The 23266-nt window shown below is 68.9% G+C and carries 22 protein-coding genes and 1 tRNA gene; 15 read left to right on the top strand and 8 right to left on the bottom strand.

Annotated features, from left to right (window positions below; genetic code table 11):
• Nucleotides 1-42 precede the first annotated feature (42 nt).
• Together HUG10_RS04180 and HUG10_RS04175 are read left to right on the top strand one after the other, a co-directional pair.
• Nucleotides 43-336: a hypothetical protein gene (locus HUG10_RS04180; RefSeq protein ID WP_179168362.1), complete on the top strand. Its 294-nt coding sequence runs from the start codon at nt 43-45 to the stop codon at nt 334-336.
• Between the two features lie 115 nt (nt 337-451).
• Entirely contained in the window at nt 452-2149 is a 1698-nt protein-coding gene (locus tag HUG10_RS04175) for an aldehyde ferredoxin oxidoreductase C-terminal domain-containing protein (RefSeq protein ID WP_179168361.1), read from the top strand.
• Nucleotide 2150: 1 nt separating this feature from the next.
• Here HUG10_RS04175 and HUG10_RS04170 read toward each other — a convergent pair whose 3' ends face one another.
• Entirely contained in the window at nt 2151-2426 is a 276-nt protein-coding gene (locus tag HUG10_RS04170) for a MoaD/ThiS family protein (RefSeq protein WP_179168360.1), read from the bottom strand.
• A gap of 269 nt (nt 2427-2695) precedes the next feature.
• On the opposite strand from HUG10_RS04170, the gene HUG10_RS04165 reads away from it, so the two are divergent.
• Entirely contained in the window at nt 2696-3064 is a 369-nt protein-coding gene (locus HUG10_RS04165; protein WP_246310212.1) for a hypothetical protein, read from the top strand.
• A gap of 6 nt (nt 3065-3070) precedes the next feature.
• On the opposite strand, the gene HUG10_RS04160 is transcribed toward HUG10_RS04165, so the two are convergent.
• Nucleotides 3071-3901: a hypothetical protein gene (locus HUG10_RS04160; protein ID WP_179168359.1), complete on the bottom strand. Its 831-nt coding sequence runs from the start codon at nt 3899-3901 to the stop codon at nt 3071-3073.
• Between the two features lie 216 nt (nt 3902-4117).
• Here HUG10_RS04160 and HUG10_RS04155 point away from each other — a divergent pair, with 216 nt between their 5' ends.
• The 3 genes from HUG10_RS04155 (at nt 4118) to HUG10_RS04145 (ending at nt 7306) form a co-directional block, all read left to right on the top strand.
• Entirely contained in the window at nt 4118-4678 is a 561-nt protein-coding gene (locus HUG10_RS04155) for a TATA-box-binding protein (RefSeq protein ID WP_179168358.1), read from the top strand.
• 54 nt (nt 4679-4732) lie between these two features.
• On the top strand, nt 4733-5359 hold the full coding sequence (locus tag HUG10_RS04150; RefSeq protein WP_394354982.1) for a hypothetical protein: 627 nt from the start codon (nt 4733-4735) through the stop codon (nt 5357-5359).
• 81 nt (nt 5360-5440) lie between these two features.
• Nucleotides 5441-7306: a DEAD/DEAH box helicase family protein gene (locus HUG10_RS04145; RefSeq protein ID WP_179168357.1), complete on the top strand. Its 1866-nt coding sequence runs from the start codon at nt 5441-5443 to the stop codon at nt 7304-7306.
• Nucleotides 7307-7315: 9 nt separating this feature from the next.
• On the opposite strand, the gene HUG10_RS04140 is transcribed toward HUG10_RS04145, so the two are convergent.
• Complete coding sequence (locus HUG10_RS04140; protein WP_179168356.1) at nt 7316-8101, bottom strand: hypothetical protein; 786 nt, start codon at nt 8099-8101, stop codon at nt 7316-7318.
• A 256-nt stretch (nt 8102-8357) separates the two neighbouring features.
• On the opposite strand from HUG10_RS04140, the gene HUG10_RS04135 reads away from it, so the two are divergent.
• From HUG10_RS04135 to HUG10_RS04125, 3 genes are all read left to right on the top strand, one after another.
• Nucleotides 8358-9116: an ABC transporter ATP-binding protein gene (locus HUG10_RS04135; RefSeq protein ID WP_246310211.1), complete on the top strand. Its 759-nt coding sequence runs from the start codon at nt 8358-8360 to the stop codon at nt 9114-9116.
• Entirely contained in the window at nt 9104-10369 is a 1266-nt protein-coding gene (locus tag HUG10_RS04130) for an ABC transporter permease (protein ID WP_179168355.1), read from the top strand. Before HUG10_RS04135 ends, HUG10_RS04130 begins: the two co-directional genes overlap by 13 nt.
• Nucleotides 10370-10469: 100 nt before the next feature.
• Complete coding sequence (locus HUG10_RS04125) at nt 10470-12173, top strand: hypothetical protein (RefSeq protein WP_179168354.1); 1704 nt, start codon at nt 10470-10472, stop codon at nt 12171-12173.
• 45 nt (nt 12174-12218) lie between these two features.
• Here HUG10_RS04125 and HUG10_RS04120 read toward each other — a convergent pair whose 3' ends face one another.
• Entirely contained in the window at nt 12219-13055 is an 837-nt protein-coding gene (locus HUG10_RS04120) for a hypothetical protein (protein ID WP_179168353.1), read from the bottom strand.
• A 247-nt stretch (nt 13056-13302) separates the two neighbouring features.
• Here HUG10_RS04120 and HUG10_RS04115 point away from each other — a divergent pair.
• Nucleotides 13303-13376 (top strand) — tRNA-Tyr (locus HUG10_RS04115).
• A 298-nt stretch (nt 13377-13674) separates the two neighbouring features.
• Here the strand turns inward: HUG10_RS04115 and HUG10_RS04110 are convergent.
• Nucleotides 13675-14085 carry a hypothetical protein gene (locus HUG10_RS04110; RefSeq protein WP_179168352.1) on the bottom strand — a complete coding sequence of 137 codons (411 nt, stop codon included), beginning with the start codon at nt 14083-14085 and terminating at the stop codon, nt 13675-13677.
• 195 nt (nt 14086-14280) lie between these two features.
• Here HUG10_RS04110 and HUG10_RS04105 point away from each other — a divergent pair, with 195 nt between their 5' ends.
• Nucleotides 14281-15834: a uracil-xanthine permease family protein gene (locus tag HUG10_RS04105; RefSeq protein ID WP_179168351.1), complete on the top strand. Its 1554-nt coding sequence runs from the start codon at nt 14281-14283 to the stop codon at nt 15832-15834.
• Between the two features lie 92 nt (nt 15835-15926).
• Here the strand turns inward: HUG10_RS04105 and HUG10_RS04100 are convergent, their stop codons facing one another.
• Together HUG10_RS04100 and HUG10_RS21980 are read right to left on the bottom strand one after the other, a co-directional pair.
• Nucleotides 15927-17270 (bottom strand): hypothetical protein, encoded by a 1344-nt coding sequence (locus HUG10_RS04100; RefSeq protein WP_179168350.1) that lies wholly within the window; start codon nt 17268-17270, stop codon nt 15927-15929.
• Between the two features lie 311 nt (nt 17271-17581).
• Complete coding sequence (locus HUG10_RS21980; RefSeq protein ID WP_179168349.1) at nt 17582-18082, bottom strand: gamma carbonic anhydrase family protein; 501 nt, start codon at nt 18080-18082, stop codon at nt 17582-17584.
• Between the two features lie 157 nt (nt 18083-18239).
• Between HUG10_RS21980 and HUG10_RS04090 the strand changes: the two genes are divergently transcribed.
• Both HUG10_RS04090 and HUG10_RS04085 read left to right on the top strand, forming a co-directional pair.
• Nucleotides 18240-18824 (top strand): NAD(P)/FAD-dependent oxidoreductase, encoded by a 585-nt coding sequence (locus HUG10_RS04090; RefSeq protein WP_179168348.1) that lies wholly within the window; start codon nt 18240-18242, stop codon nt 18822-18824.
• A gap of 211 nt (nt 18825-19035) precedes the next feature.
• Nucleotides 19036-19944 carry a DMT family transporter gene (locus HUG10_RS04085; RefSeq protein WP_179170987.1) on the top strand — a complete coding sequence of 303 codons (909 nt, stop codon included), beginning with the start codon at nt 19036-19038 and terminating at the stop codon, nt 19942-19944.
• Nucleotides 19945-19959: 15 nt separating this feature from the next.
• Here the strand turns inward: HUG10_RS04085 and HUG10_RS04080 are convergent, their stop codons facing one another.
• The gene (locus HUG10_RS04080; protein ID WP_179168347.1) at nt 19960-20439 is read right to left on the bottom strand and encodes an SRPBCC family protein; all 480 of its coding nucleotides are present in this window, start codon (nt 20437-20439) and stop codon (nt 19960-19962) included.
• Between the two features lie 123 nt (nt 20440-20562).
• Between HUG10_RS04080 and HUG10_RS04075 the strand changes: the two genes are divergently transcribed.
• Both HUG10_RS04075 and HUG10_RS04070 read left to right on the top strand, forming a co-directional pair.
• Entirely contained in the window at nt 20563-21975 is a 1413-nt protein-coding gene (locus HUG10_RS04075; protein ID WP_179168346.1) for a class II fumarate hydratase, read from the top strand.
• A 58-nt stretch (nt 21976-22033) separates the two neighbouring features.
• Nucleotides 22034-23206 carry a citrate synthase/methylcitrate synthase gene (locus HUG10_RS04070; protein WP_179168345.1) on the top strand — a complete coding sequence of 391 codons (1173 nt, stop codon included), beginning with the start codon at nt 22034-22036 and terminating at the stop codon, nt 23204-23206.
• Nucleotides 23207-23266 lie beyond the last annotated feature (60 nt).

The following is a 23266-nucleotide window of genomic DNA, read 5'->3' as shown; positions in this document are numbered from 1 at the left end:
CTCCACCGAAGCATTATCCTCGCGCGCGCCGTTTCCCCCACCATGGACGCGGAACCGGACTCCATCGCCGACGAGAGTCGGGTATGGCTCGTCGAGCGCACCTACGGCGACGACGAACTGAACCTGATCATCCTCGTGTACGCGACGCCCGACGGCGACCGATACGTCCGAAAGGAGCGCGCCCTGACGAGCTTCGCCGACGACCGCCCGACGCGGGCGTCGCTGACGGTGCCGACCGACGAACTGGGCACGGTGACCGACGAGGACGACCGCGAACGGTACGCGGAGGAGGCGTCGCGGATGGCGGCCGAGCACGACCCGGACGACACGATCTGAGCGTCGAGGCGGCGGGGGGTCGGTGCATCGGGGGGTCGGGGCTTCCCGTCGCGAAGGAGTCGGCAACGGACGAGGGAGGGAACACGGTTTTTACTCGGTAGCTGAACAGACACCTATGCTTCACGCGACAGGGCCGCTCCTGACGGTCGACGTCTCCGAGCGCACCGTCGAGGAGACCGACGTCTCCGACACCCTCGAGGAATTCATCGGCGGGCGCGCGGCCGCGACAGCGCTGGCCCACGAGCGGATCCCGTTCGACGCCGACCCGTTCGGGCCGGAGAACCGCGCCTACCTCGCCACCGGCCCGCTCCAGATGAGTCGGATGAGCTTCACCGGGCGGATGAGCATGACCGGCCTCTCGCCGCTCACCAACGGCCTCGCGTCGACGAACGCGGGGGGATACCTCTCGCGCAACTTCGTCGACACGGGGTACTCGGTCGTCGAGTTCACCGGGCAGTCGGACGACCTGCTCGCAGTCCACGTCACCGACGAGGGGGTCGAGTTCGAGGCGGTGCCCGAACTGGAGGGCGCCACCGTCCCCGAGACGTCCGACTACGTCGAGGAACGCCGCGACCTCGGCCCGGAGAACTGCATCGCCATCGGCCCCGCGGGCGAGAACCTCGTCCGGTTCGCGTCGGTGATGACGTTCGACTCGCGCGCGTTCGGCCGTGGCGGCCTCGGCGCCGTCCTCGGCTCGAAGGGCATCAAGTGCGTCACCTTCGAGGGCGACTCCAGCCCCGAGATCGAGATATCGAACCCGCCGGCGATGGACGTCCACCGGGAGGCGGCCACCAGCGACGACCGGATGAAGCGGCAGGGGACGACCGGCGGGACGGAGTTCATCAACGACAACTTCGCGCTGCCGACGCGCTACTTCGACGAGTACGAGTTCGAGTCGGCCGCCGCCATCGGCGGCGACGCCGTTGAGGAGAAGAAGTACAAGAAGGGCGCCTGTTCCCAGTGCGCGTACGCCTGCAAGCTCCCCACCCGCGACGAGGCGGAGGGCGTCGAGACGGAGGGGCCGGAGTTCGAGACCGTCTACTCGTTCGGCTCCTGCCAGGGCGTCGGCGACATCGTCGACGTGATGAAGGCGAACAAGTTGTGCGACGACCTCGGCATGGACACCATCTCCGCGGGCGTCACGGTCGCGGCGTACCTCAAGAGCGAGGACGCATTCGGCGACGCGGAGCTGGCACAGGAAGTCACAGAGAAGATCGCCTACCGCGAGGGCGTCGGCGACCTGCTCGCGGAGGGCGTCGCGCGTGCGCACGAGGAACTCGGCGTGAACAACTACTCGGTGAAGGGGATGGAGTTCGCGGCCCACGACGGGCGCGTGCTCCACGGGCAGGGGCTCTCGTACGCGGTGGCGAACCGCGGCGGGGACCACATGTACGCCGGGATGCTGGGGCTCGAGTACTCGGGCGAACTCGACCCGGAGGGGACCCTGGGTAAGGCGGAACGGCTCGTCCACGAGGAGAACCGGAACGTCATCCGCGACTCGGGGATCGTCTGCGCGTTCGCCGGCGACTACGTCACGAACGACCGACTCGCCGCGCTGCTGGAGACGGACTACGAACACCTGCTGGAGATCGGCGCCCGGATCGTCGCCCGCGAGCGCCACTTCAACAACCGGCGCGGGATGGACGTCGAGGCCGATCGGCTCCCGTACGAGGACGAGGTGCCGGACCTCGACGCCTCCATCGGGGAGTACTACGAGGCGCGCGGCTGGAACGACGACGGAACCGTGCCGGCCGACGCGCTCGACTCCATCGACGAGACGGCGGTCGGCGCGCGGGCGATCGCGGACGACTGAGCTACCCGCCGTACACCGAGGGGACGAGTCGGATCACGTCGCCGTCCTCCAGTTCGGTGTCGAGTCCGTCGAGGTGGCGGACGTCCCGCTTCTCCTTCGTCACGACTGTCGAACCCGCAGGCTCCCCGTCGCCGACGAGTCGTCCGGCCAGTTCGGGGTACTCGCCCTCGAGGTCGGAGAGCAGCGCGCCGACGGTTCCGACGTCCGTCTCGCGTAGCGTCCGCTCCGTTCCAGTGGCCTCCCGAAACGGTCCGAAGAAACGACACTCGATCTGCACGGTCGGGAGTTGCGGCGCTGAGCCTTGTACCCGGCGGTTCCTGACGACGAACGGCGACCGTTCGTGGTGCCCACTCACGACGGTCGCCGGCTACGGTCGGGGTCGTCGCTGCCCCACTCCCGAGAACCCGTGGCCCATCGAGCACCCGTTCGAACCCACAGACATCGGCGCACGATGGGCACGAGGAATTATCATCCGAACATGATAACTCTTTTGCCGGTTCCGACAGGTCCGGTGTCGCTTTATCCGCCGCTCGCGAACCCTTCCACATGAACGAGGAGCCGACACCCGACGCCGGCGCAGGTGAGCAGGGTGGGGCGGAACCCGGTGACCGGGACGACGCGGACGGGGGGGACACCTTCGGCGTCGGCATCCACGTTACCGCGGAGGAGTTCCGGTTCGTCGTCCACGTCCCCGCCGACATCGACTCCGGCTGGTCCGATCCCGAGGCGTTCCAGCGGCGGATCGAGGAGGTGACCTGGGACGTACTCGACAAGGAGGAGACGCTCCGAAGTCTGTCGGAGACGGCGTCGGCGGGCGAGACGGTGACGATCGGAACGGTGTCGATGCGCCCCCCCGGAACCGTCGTCTCGCACACGCTGTCCGCTCCCGAAGTACGGTCGACCGAGAACCCGTAGTTCGACTCAGTCCGCCAGCGACTCGATGGCCTCGCCGATCGTCGCGACGCGTTCCGGATCGTAGGCCGTGAGGTCGTATCGGTTCGCGGCGACGGTGTCGCCCCACACGCCCAGTGCGCCGAGTTCCACGAGCGCGCGGAGCGCCGCGCCGAGGGTCCTCGGCGTCGTCCGGGGGTCAGAGAGGGTCGCGTGGACCTGCTTCGCCTGCGGGTAGGACATCTCTACCGCCTCGAGCCCGCGCCTGGCCTCTCGCCAGTGCTGTCGGAGGTAGCCGAAGTTCGTCGGGTCGGTCGCGCGCAGGTAGGAGAGGCCGACCTCCGCGGCCGCCCTGGCCGTCTCGTCGTCCGCCGGCTCGAACCGGCGTGAGACGAGTGCAGCCGCCTCGACGTCCGTCGGGAGGCCGACGTGGAGCTCCGCGCCGGCAGCAGCGGCGGCCGACGCGAGGTCCTCGATCGCGGCCTCGGGGTCGTCCGAGTCGGCGAGGACGAACGTCGGGTCGTCGACGACGACCGTGCCCCCGGACGCGTCCGCGAACGCGTCCTCGATCGGCGCCGTCGGGTCGGTCACTGGCCGTTCGAGCACCGAGACGAACACGCCGCCGCCGACGGCTCGACCGCCCCCACCGGACGACGCGGTCGCACCGCGGACCGTGTCGTCGACGCTGACGTAGTGGCACCGCCCCTGGGGCGTTCCCGAGAGGGATCGGTGCCACTCGTCCACCGTCGTGGCCTCGAGAAGCGCGACGTGCGTCCCGCCCGCGGCGACGGCTGCCTCCCGCAGTCCGCGGTCCTCGGCGTGTACACGCGGGGCGCAGGCGGCGTGTTCGCTTGAACCCATTCGACCTTCAATAGCCGACCGTTGGCTTAAAATTATGGATATTCGTCGGTTCGAACGGATTTCCGCCTCGTCGGCCTGTTCACCCTACACGGCGGAGGTAGCCCTCGCTTTGCCTCGAGAACCGGTCTCGGAGGTGATTGAACGCGCGAGCACGGGAGGCAGACACCCGTCTTTATAAACCCATGGTTTATAAGCAGAGACGAGGAACGACGACGCATGACGGACCCGGCAGACTCAATCGAAATCCAGAACGTGGTCGCATCGACGGGTATCGGGCAGGAACTCGACCTCGAAGCGCTGGCGGAGGACCTCCCCGGGGCCGACTTTAACCCCGACAACTTTCCCGGTCTCGTGTACCGGACCCAGGAACCGAAGGCGGCCGCGCTCATCTTCCGCTCGGGGAAGATCGTCTGTACGGGTGCAAAGAGCATCGCCGACGTGCACGACGCGCTGGGAATCATCTTCCAGAAGCTCCGTGATCTCTCCATCCCGGTCGAGGAGGACCCCGATATCACCGTCCAGAACATCGTCTCCTCGGCCGACCTCGGTCACCAGCTGAACCTCAACGCCCTCGCCATCGGGCTCGGGCTCGAGGACGTCGAGTACGAACCCGAGCAGTTCCCCGGTCTGGTCTACCGGATGGACGAACCGGACGTGGTCATCCTCCTGTTCGGCTCGGGGAAGATCGTCATCACGGGCGGGAAGCGGACCGACGACGCCGAGGGCGCGGTCGAGGAGATCGTCGAGCGCATCGAAGCCCTCGGCCTGCTGGGCTGAGGACGGCGCACAACGGGACAAAGCGTTTATACGAAGACCGCCTATTGCGACTCAGTGGCATCCCGACAAGGGGGCTCCGGCGCCGGCCGGGCGGCGGACCCCAACTCGGACGGCGTGTCGCTCCCGACCGCCCCCCGCGTGCCCGGTGGCTCGCGACCGGACGCAGGGGGCCGTGACGTTTCTGCGCCCCCCTCACGCGACCCGACAGCCTACGCGCAGACGGACCACTTCCGCCAGCGACTCCGCCAGCAGGGGCGGTACGTGACGCTCCCCCTGGCCGCGGAAGCGATCCGGAGCGGCCAGCTCCGCTGGAACAGCAGCGACGGCTGGCGCTTCGCACTCGTGGACGAGGGCGTCAGGTACGTCATCGTCGTCGGCGACACGGAGACGCCCTCGCCGGTGCTCGTCACCGGATGGACGGAGATCGCAGACTGGGAGACGGTGGCCGAGTCCGATCGGTGGTCCGAACTCGACGCGCACACCATCCGGCTCCGGGCGGACCTCTCCTCGCACAAGGAGCGACAGATCCCTGGTCGCATCCGTCCCCGGGTCGTCACCCGCCCCTTCGAGATCGGCGGCCACCGCGTCCGAACCGCCGCCGGCGACGGCTTCGTCGAGTGTGTCGACTGCGGCGGCCGCTTCCGGTCGAAACGCGCACTGTGCGAGTGTCGCTGTCGGTAACCGGGCGCAACTCGTTCGGGTGACTCCGGGACGCGCCCGGAGAACGCGACTCCTTTACAGCGGCGGGTGCTACGCTCGCCGATGACCGACGATGCCGGCGGCGACGAGCCTCCACCGACGGGCGACGCCGTCGAGAGGGGGGCCGAGGGCGTCACCGTCGACGAGTTCTACGACGCGGTCGAGGCCGAGGAGCGACCCGTCCTCACGGCCTCGCAGGTCGCCCGCCGGCTCGGACTGACCCAGGCCGCGACCGGGGACGCGCTCGACGCGCTCGCGGAGTCTGGGGTCCTCGAACGGGTCGACGTCGAGACGGACCCGATCGTCTACTACCCCGCCACCTGGGGCGAACTGGCCGAGCGCGAGCGCGTCGTGCTGTTCCCTGACCGGCGGCAGGTCGTGGTGGACCGGCCGACCCAGTACACCCAGGCGCAGCTCTCGCAGTTCGCCCACCTCGTCGACTCCACGGGGACCGACCCCGGAACCCGGGGATACCTCTACGAGATCCGCCAGGAGGACGTGTGGGCCGCCCCGTTCGACGACCTCTCGGAGTTGCTCGCACGGATGCGGTCGGTGTTCCCCCGCCGGTCGCCCCACCTCGAGGCCTGGGTCGAGGATCAGTGGAAGCGCGCGCGCCAGTTCACCCTCCGGACGCACGAGGACGGGTACGTCGTGCTCGCGGCCGAGCGCGAGGAGCTGATGGGGAACGTGGCCCGCCAGAAACTCGACGAGACGCACCTCCAGGCGGACCTCTCCGACACGGAGTCGTGGGTGAACACGAACGAACTCGGCGCCATCAAGCGGATCCTCTACGAGGCCGGCTACCCGGTCCGCGACGAGCGTGACCTCGACTCCGGCGACCCGCTCGACGTGGCGCTCACAGTGGAGCCCCGGGCGTACCAGGCCGACTGGCGGGACCGGTTCCTGGAGAAGCGGGCCGGCGTGTTCGTCGGGCCGCCGGGGAGTGGGAAGACGGTGGCTGCCATCTCGGTCCTCGCTGCGGTCGGCGGCGAGAGCCTGATTCTGGTGCCCTCCCGCGAACTCGCGGGACAGTGGAAGGCGGAGCTCCTCCGGCACACCGACCTGACGGCGGAGCAGATCGGCGAGTACCACGGCGGCGCGAAGGAGGTCCGACCGGTCACGATCGCCACCTACCAGACCGCTGGGATGGACCGCCACCGCTCGCTGTTCGACTCGCGCGAGTGGGGACTCGTCGTCTACGACGAGGTCCAGCACATCCCGTCGGACGTGTTCCGCCGGACCACGGACCTCCAGACCAAACACCGGCTCGGCCTCTCCGCGACGCCCGTGCGCGAGGACGACCGGGAGGAGGAGATATTCACGCTCATCGGCCCGCCCATCGGCACCGACTGGAGCGCGCTGTTCGACGCGGGCTACGTCCAGGAGCCGGAGGTCGAGATCCGCTACGTCCCGTGGCGCGACGAAGAGGCGCAGAACGAGTGGGCGAGCGCGGACCGACGGGAGAAACACCGGGTCGCCGCGCGGAACCCCGCGAAGATCGGGGAGATCCGACGCCTGCGGGAGCAACACGCCGACGCGAAGGCGCTCGTCTTCGCCGACTACCTCGCGCAGGGCGAGGCGATCGCCGAGGCGCTCGGGGTCACGTTCGTCTCCGGCGAGACGCGCCACATGGACCGGCGGACGCTGTTCGAGGAGTTCCGCCAGGGAGAGCGCCGGACGCTCGTCGTCTCGCGCATCGCCGACGAGGGCATCGACCTGCCGAACGCCGAACTCGCGATCGTCGCCTCCGGGCTGGGCGGGAGCCGTCGGCAGGGCGCCCAGCGCGCCGGGCGGACGATGCGGCCCGCCGGCTCGGCGCTCGTGTACGTCCTCGCGACGCGGGGAACGAGCGAGGAGGACTTCGCCCAGCGACAGATGAACCACCTCGCGGAGAAGGGTGTCCGGGTGCGCGAGCGGACGGTCGAGTGACCGGACGGGCTACTCCTCGGTCCCGGTGTCCGACCCGAAGTCGGGTTCCGTCCACCGGTCGTCCGCCTCGACGGGCGCGACTGCGTACTCGATCTCCTCTTCGGAGAACTCCACGTCGTGCGACCGCATGAGTTCACGCTGCCACTCGGCGCTCAGTTCACCCTCCCCTTCCGGCCCCACACGGGCGCCGTGGTCCTTGAAGAAGCGCGTCCCGCGGCCGAGCCGCGACCCCTCGCCGGTGTGCTTGTCGAAGGCGACGTCGTACTCGCCGCCAGGCTCGAACTCGCCGACCGGGAAGTCGTGAGTCGGGTCCTCACCGGCGTCCCGTGCCTCAGCACGCTCCTCCGCGACGGTCCGGAAGTACTCGTCGGCGTTGGGGCCTTCGCGCGTCGACGTGGCACGGGCGCACGCGAGCGCGGCGTGGATCGCGCAGAGTCGTCCGCGCCACTCGGCCGGCTCCCAGCGCTCGGTCGCGAGTTCCTCGTATCGTTCGACGAGCAGCGCGACGTCCTCGCCCGCGCGGAGGTCCTCGACGGTGTAGAGCGTCAGCCGGTCCCAGAGGTTCCACGCGAACCCCGACCGCGCGAGCTCCCAGGCTGCCCAGGCGGCGACCTCCTCGTCCGAGCGACGGACGGCCTTCTGGAGCAGGCTCGAGACCGCGTAGCGGTTGTAGCCGCCGTCGGTCTCGTCGGAGCCCTTCGGGTCGCCGAAGTCGTTCGTGGCGTCGGCGTCGGGGTCGCGGTCGGAGAGGTCGCCGTCGGCCCCGAACGTGGCCTGTCTGCCGTCGTCGTCCATGTCGGTCGGGTGTGGGCGGGACGCGATAAATCCCCCGACGGGAGCGTGGTTCGGCGGGGCGAACGGGAGGTAACCGGGAGTTCGTTCGTCCGTCCGCTCGGGTCGGCTTTCAGGAATTCGATGCCCCGTGACGCCACCCGTCACGCCCGGTAAGATACGCTTACTGGTGGCGGTTTTTGGCTTGCCGATTACGCTGCTGGCGTGTGCAGGCACGCCGGTTATCGAAGGACGTTTACAAGTTGTGGTGCTTACGACGATGAGAAACGGCGAGGAGGGAGACGCCATCGTCTCCGTCAGGGACGTCCACAAGGTCTACGAGCTCGGCGAACCGGTGCCGGTGCTCAACGGCGTCTCCCTCGACCTCCAGCGGGGCTCGTACACCGCGATCATGGGGCCCAGCGGCTCGGGCAAGAGCACCCTGCTGAACCTCGTCGGCTGCCTCGACCGGCCGACCACGGGAACCGTCCACGTCGACGGCGTCGACGTCACCACCCTCGACGACGCCAAGCGCACGACGGTCCGGCGCGACAAGGTGGGCTTCGTCTTCCAGCAGTTCAACCTGATGCCGAAGCTCACGGCGATCCAGAACGTCGCGCTGCCGCTGGTGTTCAAGGGCGTCCCGCGCGCCCAGCGGCGGGAGCGGGCGAGAGAACTGCTGGAACGGATGGACATGTCCGACCGCGGCGACCACCACCCGAACGAACTCTCCGGCGGTCAACGCCAGCGGGTCGCCATCGCCCGCTCGCTCGCCAACGATCCCGCGCTGTTACTGGCCGACGAGCCGACGGGGAGCCTCGACTCCGAGACGGGCGCCCGCATCATGGGCGTGTTCGAGGAGCTCCACGAGGCGGGCAACACCATCGTCCTCGTGACCCACGAGCGACCCATCGCGGAACACGCGGAGCGCATCGTCCACCTCCTCGACGGCGAACTGGAGCGCATCGAGGAACTCGCCGACGCCTCGCCCGACGAGGACGGAGGGGGGACGGAGGCCGATTACCGATGGACTTCGTAGAGACGTTCCGTATCAGCTGGCTCAACATCCGGAGCCACAAGCTCCGGTCCGTTCTGACCACCCTCGGCGTCGTCATCGGCGTCGCCGCGGTCATCACGTTCGTGACGCTTGGCGCGGGCCTGCAGGCGGACATCGTCCAGACGATCGCCGGCGACAACGCGGACATCCTCTACGTCTCGGCGGAATCCGGATCCGACAGTGGTCTCCCCAGCGTCAGCGGCGGGGAGACCGTCTTCACCACCCACGACGTCGAGCGGATACGCGAAATCGATGGCGTCGCCGGTGTCGCCCCGCAGGGGGGCATCGTCTCGTCGTCTGTAACCCACGAGAACTCCTCCGTCTCCCGCCAGTGGGTCTCGGTCACGACGCCGAACTACTTCGCCATGAAGGGGTTCAGGTTCATCGAGGGCCGTCCCTACCGAACTGGTCAGGAGGAGGTCGTCCTCAACGAGCGCGCCGCGCAGATGTTCCAGGAGAACGTCTCCGTCGGCGACCGGATCACGTTCGTCCGGGCCGTGAACAACGAGCCGTTGAACGCGACAGTCGTCGGCATCGTCCGGGAACAGTCGAACGAGGGCGGCGCCACCGAGTCGTTCATCGGTCGGGAACCCCAGCCGGCCATCTACGCGCCGCCGGACCCCTACTACGCCAACACGAGGGTCAGCCCGACACAGGACATCCGCCAGCGCGTCTACAACCAGATCGTCGTCGAGGCGGAGAGCCCGGGGCAGGTGGAGGCCGTCCAGGGACGGATCCACCAGTACCTCGGTGAACAGTCCGACGCCAGCATCCTGAAACCGGCCGACGCCCAGTTCGGGGTCACCACGTACGACCAGCTCGTCAACCAGATCCAGGACATCAGCAGCACGTTCACCGCCTACATCACCGGCATCGCGGTCATCTCGCTCGTCGTCGGCGCCATCGGCATCGCCAACATCATGCTCGTGAGCGTCACGGAACGGACCCGCGAGATCGGGATCATGAAGGCGCTCGGCGCCCAGAAGCGGGACATCCTCCAGCTGTTCCTCCTGGAGGCCGTCCTGCTCGGACTCATCGGGGCCGTCACCGGCGCGATCGCGGGTGCGCTGGGCGGGTACGTCGGCACCCGACTCATCAACCTCCCGCTCGCCTTCCGCCCGGAGTGGTTCGTCCTCTCCATCGTCGTCGGAATCGTCGTCGGCATCCTCGCCGGCCTCTACCCCGCGTGGAGCGCCGCCAGCACTGACCCGATCGACGCGCTTCGGTACGAATGATCCGACACAGCCTCGCCCGATCGACGAGTCGCTCCCAGTACGCCCGAACCCCCAGTTCGGGTCCCGCACGTCCCGAGGGTGTTTCCAGGACCGAGGTTCGATGGCCACGATAGGAGATCTCCGGGCATCGACCGAGCGCGACGTCGCCGTCACCACCGCCGACGCCGTCTTCCTCCTCCCGGGAGTAGCCGCGAGCGCGCTGGTGTACGCGGCCTACCTCTCGACGCACCCGTTGCCGTCCTACGGCGCCGGTCTCTTCCACGCGATGGCGGCGGCCGTCAGCAGCCACGGCTACCTGCCGCCCGAGACGGTTCCGGGCTACACGGCGGACGGCGTCCCGTTCGCCTATCCGCCGCTGGCGATCTACGCGCTCGCAGTCGTCCAGGACGCGACGGGGGTCGACGGGCTGACGCTGGCGCGCGTGCTCCCCGGGCTCGTCTCGACGCTCGCCGTCGTCCCGACCTACTTCCTCTCGCGGGCGCTGCTCGACACCCGCATGCAGGCGGCGCTGGCGACGGTGCTGGCAGCCACGTCGCCGCCGGTACTCCAGTGGCACCTGTCCGCGGGCGGCGTGGTTCGGGCGCCGGCCTACCTGTTCCTGCTGACCGGTCTCTACGCGGGTGTTCTGCTGTTCGGGGAGCGAACCCGGTCGTGGCTGTGGCCCGCCGCGGGGCTGTTCGGGCTCACGATGCTCACGCACCCCCTGTACGCGGCCGCGTTCGGTCTCAGCTACCTCTGGCTGTACGTCGCCCTCGACCGGACGGTGGGAGGGCTCCGGGACGGGGCGATCGTCGCCGGGGGCGGGGTCGGGCTCGCGTCCCCCTGGCTGGTCACGGTCGCGACCACCCACGGCCTTGGGCCGTTCACTGCGGCCGCGGGCACGCACGGCGGGATCGGCGGCCGGCTCGTCGACCTGCTCTCCGGGCGTGGAGTCGCCTCCGTCCTCTTCAGCACCCTCGGTTCGGGGACCGGCTCGCCGGCAGGCCAGTTCGTCCTCTGGGTCTGGCTGGCGCTCGTTATCGCGGCCTTCGCGTACACGCTCCTCGCACGAGGAGTACTCCTGCCGGGCTGGTTCCTCGTGATCGGCGCGACGCTGTGGAAGGGACGGTTCGCGTTCCTCCTCGGCGCGGTGGTGACGGCGTTCGCGACCACCCACGGCCTCCCGCGACTCCTCGACAGGCTGGGCAACGTGCAGAGGCCGGACCGCGTGCGCCCGGAGCAGATCGGGGTCGCCGTGGCCGTCCTCCTCGCGGTCACCAGCACCGCAATCGGCGGCCTCTACGCCGCAGGGGCGATCCAGACGCACCCCGGGAACCCGAGCCAGCCGCAGTACGTCGACGAGTCGGACGTCGAGGCGATGGAGGCCCTCGAGCGGACCACCGGCCCGGACGCCGAGTTCGTCGTCCTCGGCGACGCCGCCGAGTGGTTCCCCTACCTCGCGAACCGGACCATCCTGACGAGCCACTGGGGCGTCGAGTGGCGCGGCGCCGACGAGTTCACCCGTCAGTTCAGCCTCCAGCGACGGATCTCCCACTGTCCCACCGCCGCGTGTATCACCAAACAGCTCCGGGCGAACGGGATCGAGCCCGACTACCTGTACGTCCCCACTGAGCCGTACACGGTCAACGGCGTCGTGTACCGCCCGCCACCCGGCCGGATCGGGGGCCTCGTGGCCGACGACCGCTACCGCCCCGTCTACGTGAACGACGGGGTCGTCGTCCTCGCGGTCGGTCGCCGTGGCAACGCGTCAGCATCGTCCGCCCCCGACTCTTCCATGCCCCGGCTATGGCCGTCTCCGGCGTAGTTACCGCACGCACGGAGCAGCGATGTCGTCCACGTCACGTCCCCGTCACGTTCCGGTTGTAGTGCCGGTCTCCCCCAGGGCCTCGCCGACCCACGATGGTCGGGAGACCGACGAGACGCCGAGTTCCTGGAGGTCGAACGAAATCGTGTGGGTCCGGTCGCTGCCCTTGATCGTGTAGTCGAGGGTGGCGTCGAACTCGTGGATGCGCCCGTCCTCGTCAACGACGACGGTCGCGCTGAAGTTGCGGGGGTCGGACGCGCCGTTGGGAAGCTGGGTCTCGATGTGGGTCGCGTTCTCCAGTTCGGTCGCGGTGAGGGTGTAGCGCATCTCGCCGCCGATGGGTTCGCCGGACGAACTGCTCCCGTTCGCGGTTCCGGTGTCGGTCACCGTGTAGGTGGCCGAGCGGAGGTACGGCCGCATGAGGAACGCCGCCGAGAGGCTACCGTTGGACTTCCCCTCCCCTGTCTCGTAGCTCGTCCGACCGTTCTCGACCCGCTGTCTGGCTTCGACGCTGTCGTTCCCCCAGAACTCCGTCCCCCGGGTGGCCGACCCGACGGTAGCCTTCGCGTCGGTCTGCTGGGACTGGCGGTACTCGGCACCGTCGACCACCACGGACCGGTTCGCGGTTCGGTGGACGTCGACGAGGACGCCCCGCCGGTAGACCGTCACGTTGGCCGACCCGTTCGCCGAGAACCCGTCCGCGAGGAGCGCCGACGTGTGGGCCCGGAGCAACGACGTCGAGGAGTCCAGCTCCCCGTCGGTCACCCCCGGCGGCTCCGACCGGTCCTCCCCCTCCTGGGCGGCGACCAGTGGACCCGCCGCCGGTGCCGTCACCATCACGAGCGCCAGTGCCAGTACCCAGCGGCGGGGCGTGTTTGCCATACGCCGATATTCGACGGTATCTCGGAAAAAAGAGCGTTCCAGTTGCCGACCAGGTTACGTCCCGTAGTGACGGTGCTGGTCGGCCGTTCGGTTCCGACGGCACCGGAGGGTACCGTTCGTGCTCGTCGTCCGTGTCCGCCGGGTTCGTTCGGGTGCGATAAACCCCCCGACGGGAGCATGGTTCGGCGTGACGAACTCCCGACGAATGAGAATCCTTAAGTCCGCCACCGGGCGAGTAGACGATGGGCCGCCCTTAGCTCAGCCTGGTAGAGCAGCCGACTGTAGATCGGCTTGTCCCCCGTTCAATTCGGGGAGGGCGGACTCGATTCTGCCGCCGCCACCGCGAACGAGCGAAGCGAGTGAGCCGGCGGCGGCCGTCGTGTACACCCCGAGCCCAATTGAAGAGAGGAGTCGCACGCCCGGAACGGCGCGAAGCGCCGCATGCCTGGAACGTCTCCGCGTATTCAATTCGGGGAGGGCGGACTTCGAAGCCATGTCATCCGGATTCACGGGATAGCGCGCAGTTCGACGCTCGTTCGCATCGAATCTACGGGGGTCCAATTTTGCCGAGTACAGCCACCGACCTCGCGTGTTTCGCAATCGGGTCGCCGACCCCGGTCTATTTCTTCACGCAGTCGCCGATCCGGAGATCGTTGAACTCCTTCCGCGATACTTCGACGGCGTCGCCACCCTCGTCGCCGGGGACACCGTTGCAGTCGTGGGCCCCGTATCGAACGAGGTAGTAGGGTTCGTCGGGGCCGAACTCGCGTTCGAGCGCGCGGTGGAGATCCCTCGAAACGTACGTTCCGTCGTCGAACGCGTCCGTGTACTCGTCGTGAATCGTATGACTCACTGTCCCATCGGATTCACGCGACACGGTCATGATGATCAACGACCCCGGTTCTCCGCCGGCGTCGACTGCCATCTCCCGCCAGAAGATCCGTCCCTCTCGACCGGATCGGAATCGATCGTATCCGATCCACCCGCCGGCACCGACGCCGAGGACGGCGAGAACTGACCGGCGCTTCATGTACCAGAGACTTCAGACTCTGCCTAATAACTCCAGGGAAAATCCCCTTCGTCCCGTCGGACGCCTTCTGCCTCCATCTGCTCGACTAGCTCCGGCGGCGACGACGCGAACGATTGGGGTTCCCGGAAACGACCTCGGGGACGCAACCCGTTCCGGAGAAGGTCAACTTATTAGACGTCGCTTCGGGGTCCGAGCGTGAACGGAGACGAGAGCGGAGGGTCCGGGAGGGAGTCGGATCGGACGTCGTTCGTCGAGTACGGCATCGAGGACCGCCCGTCGTTGTCGGCCTCGGTCGTCCTCGGCCTCCAGCACTACCTGACGATGGTCGGCGCGAACGTCGCAGTGCCGCTCATTTTGGCGGGGGCGCTGGGGATGCCCACCGGCGAGACCGCCCGGTTCGTCGGGACGTTCTTCGTCGTCTCGGGGGTCGCGACGCTGGCGCAGACGACGTTCGGGAACCGCTACCCCATCGTGCAGGGGGCGCCGTTCTCGATGCTCGCGCCCGCGATCGCGATCGTCACCGTGGTCGGGGCGACCGCCGGCGAGCCACTCTGGCAGACTCGCCTCCAGGCGCTACAGGGCGCCATCATCGTGGCGGCGCTGGTGGAGATCGCCATCGGCTACTTCGGCATCGTCGGGAAACTCCGGCAGTACCTCTCCCCGGTGACTATCGCGCCGACCATCGTCCTCATCGGCCTCGCGCTGTTTGACGTCCCGCAGGTCACCGCCGCGACGAACGACTGGTGGCTGCTCGGGCTGACGCTGCTGCTCGTCCTCGCGTTCTCCCAGTACCTCGACCGACGACACTGGGCGTTCCGGCTGTTCCCAGTCATCCTCGGGGTCTCCATCGCCTGGGTCGTCGCCGCGGCCCTGTCGGTCGCCGGGGTCTACGGTTCTGGAGCGCCGGGCTACGTCGCCCTCGGCACCGTGGCGGACGCGCCGGCGGTGGTACCGATCTACCCGTTGCAGTGGGGGATGCCGACGTTCCAGCTCTCCTTCGCCATCGGGATGTTCGCCGGCGTCCTCGCCTCCATCGTCGAGAGCTTCGGCGACTACCACGCCGTCGCCAGGCTCGTCGGTAGCGGCGCGCCGAGCGAGGAGCGCATCAACCACGGCATCGGCATGGAGGGGATCATGAACGTCTTCTCCGGGATCATGGGGACCGGCGGCTCGACCTCCTACTCCGAGAACATCGGCGCCATCGGGCTGACGGGCGTCGCCTCCCGGTTCGTCGTCCAGATCGGCGCGGTGATGATGCTCGTCGTCGGCTATGTCGGCTACGTCGGACAGCTCGTCGCGACCATCCCCGACCCCATCGTCGGGGGCCTCTTCGTCGTCATGTTCGGCCAGATCGTCGCGGTCGGCCTCTCGAACCTGACGTACGTCGACCTCAACTCCTCGCGAAACGTCTTCATCGTCGGGTTCGCGCTGTTCGTCGGGCTGGCGATCCCCGAGTACATGGGCGCCGTCGGCAGCGCCGAGGCGTTCCAGGCGGGGATGGCGACGGTCCCGCTGCTCGGCCCGGCTCTCGGCACGTCCGTCTTCGCGGGCACGATGTACGTCGTCGGCACGACGGGGATGGCCGTCGGCGGGCTGGCCGCGCTCGTCCTCGACAACACGATACCGGGGACGGACGAGGAGCGCGGGCTCACGCGGTGGGAGTCGCTGACCGAATCGTCGGACGCCTTCCAGCCCTTCTGGCGAGAGTGGTTCGGCGGCGACGAGCGGACGCCCGACGCGGAGCGGTGATCGACGCACCTCGAACGAGGGACGAGGGTCAGCGAAGAAGTGCAGTCGGCTGAAGGACTCCCCGACTGGAAACAGGGAACGGACGCGGCCGCTCAGCGTCCTACACTCCCCTCCATCTCGTCGGCCCCCTTCAGCTCTACCGCCTCGTCGGTGATCCGCTCGATCTGCTGGGACTCGATGGGGAGGTCGTCGTCGTCGCTGCTGCCCCAGTCGAGCGCGGCCCTGATCCGCTCCGCGATCCCGGGCTCGGGGTCGATGTACATCATCCTCCCGCTGTCGTCGACGTCCGTGACCATCCCGACCTCGTCGCCGGTCGAATCCACGACCGTCTTGCCGATCTCGTCGTCCGTGAGCGTGATCGCGCCCGTCTCGGCGACGTCGGCCTCGACTTCGGCGTCGCTCGTCGCGACCGTCCCGGTCTCGCTCGTGTCGGCCTCGGTGGCGCCCGCCGTGGTCGTCTCGACCCCCTCCTCCTGGGGGGTCGTCTCGGCGACGTCCTCGCTGTGGATCGTCTCCATTCCGAGCAACTCGCCCTCCACGACGTCCGCACGGAGGCGCCGCCGGTCGACGACCTCGTCTTCGACCAGACGCTGGCGGTCGAAGTACGTGAGGATCGTCTCGTCCTCGTTCATGTCCGTCTCGACGTCGTACTCCGTCATGACCTCGTCTGCCGACATGTCGACGTCGAGGATGTCGCTCTCGACGATGGTCTGCTGGAGCCCCTCGATGTCGATGTCCCGGTCCTCGACCGTGTCGGTCTCCGTGACGTCCTCCTCGACGATGCGGCTCTCGACCGTGAGTCGCTCGTCGATCTCGCGCGTGACCGCCCACGCCTCCTTCACGTCCAGTTCCGCGTGGTACGGGAGTTCGTCCCCCGGGCCGAGGGCGCCCATCGGCTCGCCGGTAGCGTAGTCCGTCGCCCCGATGCTCTCGAAGTATCGGTTCGTGTCGAACAGGTCCTGCTCGTCGACTCCGCGGTCATCGACGAGTTCGCAGTCGGTGCACTCGCGCCGAAGGAGGTCGACGTCGACCACCTGTTGATCGACGATCTCCGTGTCGATCAGTTCGCTCTCGACGGTCGCGTGCTCGACGATGACGCGCTCGACCACGGTGGTCTCGGTGATCTCGCTCCGCACCGTCTCGCCCTCGAGCAGGCGTTCCTCCATCTCCTCGCGCTCGAGGTCCATCCGGGTCAAGGCGTCCCGCCTCCCGGTCACCTCGAACGTCTCGTCGGCGCCTTCGCCGTGGTGGATGACGACGTAGTCGCCCTCGTCGATCTGGGTGAAGAACTCGTCCCAGTCGACGCGCTCGTGGGTTTCGCCCATCTCGGACTCCCGGACGAAGCGGTACCCCTCGGCGTCGCCCTCCTGGTGACGGACGGGAATCGTGCCGTGTTCGTCGGCCCACTCGCGGATCGTCTCCCTGTCCGTCGACATACGTCTCTCTCCCGGTCGGTCAGAACTGTCGGACATAGCGTCTCACTCTTCCACGCTCAGGCGAATAAAAACGGAACATCGTTCGACGTTTCGGCGCTCGGTAGGCAGGTCCATTTTCGAAGGTAACGTTCGATTGTCGGTTCATCCGCTCGATCGGTTGGCGGGGTCGTGGCGGTAAGGAGGTGCATCCGATCGACCGGATCTGTACGTCGGCGGTTCACCCTGTACTCGTCGGCTACCGCGAGTCTGTCGGTTCCGGGGTCTCCCGGGGAACGTGGACCAAACCGAGCGGGAAGGCTCTAGCTACGTCCTCAATCGACGCGCTCGGAGGTTTCCTCGTACCGGTTCGCCAGTTCCACGTAGTGCGTTGCGGGCGCCCGCGCGGCCGCCTCGTCGACCTCGGCCTTCGGTTCCGCCGGGGAGCCGACGACGAGCGTCTCGGGAGGCACCTCGGTTCCCTCCGTCACCACCGACCCGGCGCCGACGACGGCGCCCTCGCCGACGGTCGAGCCGTCGAGAACCACGGCGTTCATCCCGACGAGCGCCCCCTCCCCGACCGTCGCGGCGTGGACGATGGCGCCGTGTCCGACCGTGACGTCCGCTTCGAGTTCGGCGTCCTCGTGCAACACGGCGTTGTCCTGTACGTTCGAGCCCTCGCCCACGACGATCGTCCCGCTGTCGCCCCGGAGGGTCGCGTTCGGCCAGACGCTGGCCCCGGCTTCGAGCACGACGTCGCCGATGACGACCGCCGCGTCGTCCACGTACGCCGAGTCCGCGATTCGCGGCGTGGTGCCGTCGACTGATCGGATCACGTGATCCACCAGCCCGAGCGCCCGCTTGAACCTGCCCCTCCCGGAGGGGAGACACGAACCTGTCGATGGAGTCGGGCTGGAGGTCGGTCCGACGACGAGATTGATCCGAGGTTTGATCGATCCGAGGTTTATGTGTTCGGTGGTCCAATGGCCGTCCATGGCTCACGTCGCTGTGGTCGGTGGGGGGCCGGCAGGACTCTCGGCCGCGCTGTTCCTCGCGAAGAACGGCCTCGACGTCACCGTCTACGACACCGACGAGACCTGGATGCACAAGGCTCACCTGTTCAACTATCCCGGCATCGACTCGCTCGACGGGGACGCCTACATCGAAGTAGCCCGTGAGCAGGCGACGCGCTTCGGCGCGGAACTCCACTTGGGCGAGGAGGTCACCGCCGTGAGCGACGACGGCGGACTCGCGGTCACGACCGGCGAGGACGAGTACGATGCGAACTACGTCGTGCTCGCGACCGGAGCGAACCGAGACCTCGCGGAGGACCTCGGCTGTGACACCACCGAGGAGGGCGCGATCGCCGCGGACGTGACGATGGAGACCAGCGTCGACGGCGTCTACGCCACGGGCGCGATGGTTCGGACCGAGGAGTGGCAGGCGATCATCTCGGCCGGCGACGGCGCCGCCGCGGCGCTCAACATCCTTTCCCGGGAGCGGGGGGAACACTTCCACGACTTCGACACTCCCGCGGACATCCGTGAGGCGTTCGCCACCCTCGTCGACGAAGGTTGAAGTCGAAAGGGGCGACCACGCTCGCCGTGCGCTGATCCGCCGCCGACGAGGGTGAAGCGAGTGTGCGGTGCGCCCCTCGTCGACCATGCCGCGCCGCCTGTTCGCCCACGATCGCTCGTCTTCCGGGCCGTAGAATCCGCGTAGCGTCGCATCCGCCGTCCGCAAACGCAAGCACTAACGGAGCTCCCGCGTAGCCGACGCTGTGTCACGACTGGCCGTCGCCGAGGAGCGCGTCCCGCCGCTCGCCGCGCTCGTCGTGGCCGTCCTCGCGGTGTCGACGAGTGCCATCCTCGTCGAGTGGAGCCACGCCCCGAGCATCGTGAAGGCGCTCTACCGCGTCGTCTTCACAATCGCACTCCTCCTCCCGATCGTGCTCGGCCGGCCGGACGACCGCGCCGCCTTTCGCCGACTCCGCCCGCGGGATACGCTCGTCGCCGTCGCCGCCGGCCTCGCGCTCGCGGTCCACTTCGCCGCCTGGTTCGAGAGCCTCCGGTGGACCTCCGTCGCCGCGAGCGTCACGCTCGTCCAGGCCCAGCCCCTGTTCGTCGCGGCGGGCGCCTGGGCGCTGCTCGACGAGCGCGTCACCCGGAAGACGGTCCTCGGCATCGGCGTCGCGCTTGCGGGGATGCTGGTGATGAGCGGCGCCGACGTGGTGCTCGGGACGGCGGCGCTCGCCGGCGAGCGCCCGCTGTTCGGCAACGCTCTGGCGGTGCTCGGCGCCGTCACCGCCGCGAGCTACGTGCTCGCCGGCCGGTCGCTCCGCCAGCGACTCCCGCTGCTCCCGTACGTGCTCGTCGTGTACGCGAGCTGTGCGCTCGCGTTGCTGGTGGCGACGATCGCGCAGGGGTACCCGCTCGTCGGCTACCGGACCCGCGAGTGGCTGCTCTTTCTCGCCATGGCCGTCGGACCGGGGGTGTTCGGACACACCGTCATCAACTGGGCGCTCGCGCACGTCGAGTCCAGCGTCGTTTCGGTGTCGTTGCTCGGCGAGCCCGTGGGGAGCACGCTCCTCGCGGTGTTCCTCCTCGCGGAGTACCCGACGCCGATGACGCTCGTCGGCGGCGCCGTCGTCCTCGCCGGCGTCTACCTCACCGCGGCGGCGCGACGAAGCGGCTCGTAGTCCGGGCTCTCCCCCTCACTCCAGCAGTTCCCTCGTCCGCCGGTGTCGATGGCGGAACATCGGCTCGAAGCCGACGACAGCGAACGGGCCGAGCGCCCTGCCGAACGGGCCGCCGGGGAGCCGGTACCGAACGTCGTCCTGCACGACGGTCCCGTCGCCGTCCGCACGGAACCGGTGGGTGTGACGCCACGCCGGGAACGGTCCCTCCTCCATCGTGTCGACGAAGTAGCCGTCGGTCTCCCCGGCCTCGCGCTCCCGGATGTACGAGGTCCAGGGCCGACGCGGTCCGACGCCGAATGGCCGGACGCTCATCCGGAGGCGGGTTCCGGCCTCCAGGACGTCCGGATCAACCTCCCCGTCGGGGCCGACGACGCGCTCGACGCGCAGGTTCATGAACGACGGCGTCACCGCCTCCAGGCCGGAGACCCGCGAGTGGAACGACCAGACCTCGTCGAACGGTGCATCGACGCGCATTCGACGCCGGTAGGTGCTCATGCAGAGGCGTACGGGTTCGCGATAGAAACCGTCACCGGCGGGCGAGGAGGCCGGCGGGGACACCGACCGCAAGTGGCGACCGTATCGGTGGTTTTTACGACGACTCACCCCGAGTCCTCGCGTATGAGCGACGACGGAGACTACCGCATCGAACGCGACAGCCTCGGCGAGATGGAGGTCCCGGCCGACGCGTACTGGGGCGCACAGACCCAGCGCGCGGTCGAGAACTTCCCCATCTCCGGAATCAGCTTCGGCCGACGGTTCGTCCGGGCGCTGGGCGTAGTCAAGAAGGCCGCGGCGCGGGCGAACCGTGACCTCGGTCACGTCGACGAGGACGTGGCTGGGGCCATCACGGAGGCGGCCGACGAGGTCATCGCCGGCGAACACGACGACCAGTTCCCCGTCGACGTGTTCCAGACGGGGTCGGGCACCTCCTCGAACATGAACGCGAACGAGGTCATCGCCAACCGCGCGGCCGAACTCATGGGCGAGGGGATCGGCGACCGCGTCGTCCACCCGAACGACCACGTGAACTTCGGGCAGTCGAGCAACGACGTGATCCCGACGGCGATGCACGTCGCCGCGCTCGAGGCCGTGGAGAAGGACCTGATGCCGGCGCTGGAGGAGCTCCACGCCGCGCTCGAGGAGAAGGAGGCGGAGTTCGACGGCGTCGTCAAGACCGGCCGGACGCACCTCCAGGACGCGACGCCGGTCCGACTCGGCCAGGAGTTCGGCGGCTACCGCGCGCAGGTACAGAAGGGGATCAAGCGCGTCGCCGACACGCGCTTCCACCTGCGCGAACTCGCCCTCGGCGGCACCGCCGTCGGGACCGGGCTCAATACCGACCCCGAGTTCCCCGAGCTCGCGGCGGAGTACATCTCCGAGGAGACGAACACGCAGTTCCGCGAGGCGGACAACCACTTCGAGGCGCAGGCGGCCCACGACGCGATGGCCGAGGCGCACGGCGCGCTCCGCACGGTCGCGGGGAGCCTGAACAAGATCGCGAACGACCTCCGGCTGCTCGCCTCCGGCCCACGCAACGGCCTGGGCGAGATCGAACAGCCCGAGAACCAGCCCGGGAGCAGCATCATGCCGGGCAAGGTCAACCCCGTCGTCGCCGAGGCGGTGAACCAGGTCCACAAGCAGGTCGTCGGCAACGACGCCGCCGTCGCCGCGGGCGCGGCGGAGGGACAGATCGACCTGAACCTGTACAAGCCGGTGCTGGCGCACAACTTCCTCCAGTCGACGGAGCTCCTCGCGAACGCCTCGTCGGTCTTCGGCGAGCGCTTCGTCGCGAAACTGGAGGCGAACGAGGAGTACTGCGCCGAGCGCGTCGAGCAGTCGATGGCGCTCGCGACCGCGCTCAACCCCGCGATCGGCTACGACAGGGCCAGCGAGGTCGCCAAGACCGCGCTGAAGGAGGACAAGACCGTCCGCGAGGTAGTCCTGGAGAAGGGCTACCTCTCCGAGGAGGAGGCCGACGAGGTGCTCGACCCCGAGGCGATGACGCACACGGGTATCCTCGGCGAGGACTGACCGAATTCGGACGTTCCCGTCCCAACAGTTTTTCTCACAGCGCCGCGACCGTGCGCCCGTGACCGACGAAGACGACATCGCACGCGGGCTGGAGGACGTCACGGTCGCCGAGACCCGCTTGAGCAGCATCGACGGCGAGGCCGGCGAGCTGGTCATCGGCGGCTTCCCGCTCGCCGAACTCGCGGGCAACGTGACGTTCGAGGAAACAGTGTTCCTGCTCCGGGAGGACAGGCTGCCGAACGAGTCCGAACTGGCGTCGTTCCGCGAGGATCTCGCGTCCCGTCGCGCGATCGCCCCGGAGACGCGGGAGACGCTCCGCGCGGCCGCCGAGGACGGGTTGCCGGCGATGGACGTGCTCCGGATGGGTGTGGCCGCCGCGAACCTGGGTGGTGACGCCGACGGAGCGGGAGGGACGGACGAGAAGCAGGAGTTGGGCGACCTGTCGGACGACGCGCTCACCGCCATCGCGGTGATGCCGACGGTCGTGGCGGCGTACTGGCGCTATCGCGAGGGGGACGAGCCAGTGGCGCCCCGCGAGGACCTCGGCCACGCGGCGAACTACCTCTACATGCTCACGGGGGAGGAACCGGACGAGGCAGCGGTTCGGGGGCTGGAGACGTACCTCAACACCGTGATCGACCACGGGCTGAACGCCTCGACGTTCACCGCACGGTGCATCGCCTCCACCGAGTCCGACGTGTTCTCGGCGGTGACGGGCGCCGTCGGCGCACTGAAGGGGCCGCTCCACGGCGGCGCGCCCGGCCCGGTGCTCGAGATGCTGATCGACATCCACGAGTCCGGCGACCCCGAGGCGGCGGTCCGGGAGCGCCTCGACGCCGGCGAACGGTTGATGGGATTCGGTCACCGGGTCTACTCGGTTCGAGACCCGCGTGCGGCCGTCCTCTCGGACGCGGCGGAGTCGTTCTACGAGGAGTCGGGGGACACCGATTTCTTCGAGTCGGCCCGCGAGGCGGAACGCGTCGGTGTCGAGGCGCTCGCCGAGCACAAGCCGGGTCGACGGCTCGAGACGAACGTGGAGTTCTACACCGCGGTCCTGCTCCACGGCATCGGCATCCCGCGGGAGCTGTTCACGGCGACCTTCGGCGTCGCCCGCGTCGGGGGCTGGACCGCCCACTGTCTGGAACAGCGGGAGGACAACCGGATCGTCCGTCCGCGCGCTCGCTACGTCGGCGAAACCGACCGGGCGTGGACCCCAGTGGGCGAGCGGTAGTCGGGGTCCCGGAACGGGCGGTAGTCGGGGTCGGCGGAGGGCGAATCCCGTCGGACTCGC

The sequence above is a fragment of the Halorarum halophilum genome (genome assembly GCF_013401515.1).
Classification (GTDB): domain Archaea; phylum Halobacteriota; class Halobacteria; order Halobacteriales; family Haloferacaceae; genus Halorarum; species Halorarum halophilum.
This window is presented reverse-complemented; position numbering and strand designations above follow the sequence as displayed.